The organism is Frankia sp. CeTa3Moorea, assembly GCF_978021225.1.
Window position 1 is genome coordinate 5,628 of the sequence record NZ_CDXDOR010000217.1, and the last position, 641, is coordinate 6,268.

A 641-nucleotide genomic window follows, 5' to 3' on the forward strand; every position below is an offset into this window, starting at 1 on the left:
CCTGAAGAACCGCGGCGTGGCCGACGTGCTCATCCTCGTCTGCGACGGGCTGACCGGCCTGCCCGACGCGGTCGGGCAGGTCTGGCCGCGGACGGTCGTGCAGACCTGCATCGTGCACCTCTTGCGAAACTCGTTCCGATCTGCGAGCAAGAAGGACTGGCCCGCGCTCGCGAAGGATCTCAAGCCGGTCTACACCGCCCCGACCGAGGCGGCCGCGTTCGACCGGTTCGCCGAGTTCTCGGGCGTCTGGGAGAAGAAGTATCCCGCGATCATCCGGCTGTGGGAGAACGCCTGGGCCGAGTTCGTCCCGTTCCTGCGCTTCGACACCGAGATCAGAACCGTCATCTGCTCGACCAACGCCATCGAGTCCCTGAACTCGCGGTTCCGCCGATCGGTGAAGGCCCGCGGCCACTTCCCGAACGAGCAGGCCGCCCTCAAGCACCTCTACCTCACGATCATCAGCCTTGACCCCACTGGACGAGGCCGGCAGAAGTGGATGATCCGCTGGAAGGCCCCGCTCAACGCCTTCGACCTGGCCTTCGACGGACGCCTGTCCGCCGGCCGCAAATAGCATCACCCATGGTAATCACACGCTAGTGGTCTCCGAGTAGCACCAACATCACCCGTTACACCGTTAAGTT

Annotated in this window: 1 protein-coding gene; it reads left to right on the plus strand. The window is 64.6% G+C overall.

The window, feature by feature from the left end; genetic code table 11:
• On the plus strand, positions 1-571 hold a 571-nt coding region (locus AC08OV_RS22865), incomplete at its 5' end, for an IS256 family transposase (RefSeq protein ID WP_476615390.1).
• Positions 572-641: the final 70 nt, after the last annotated feature.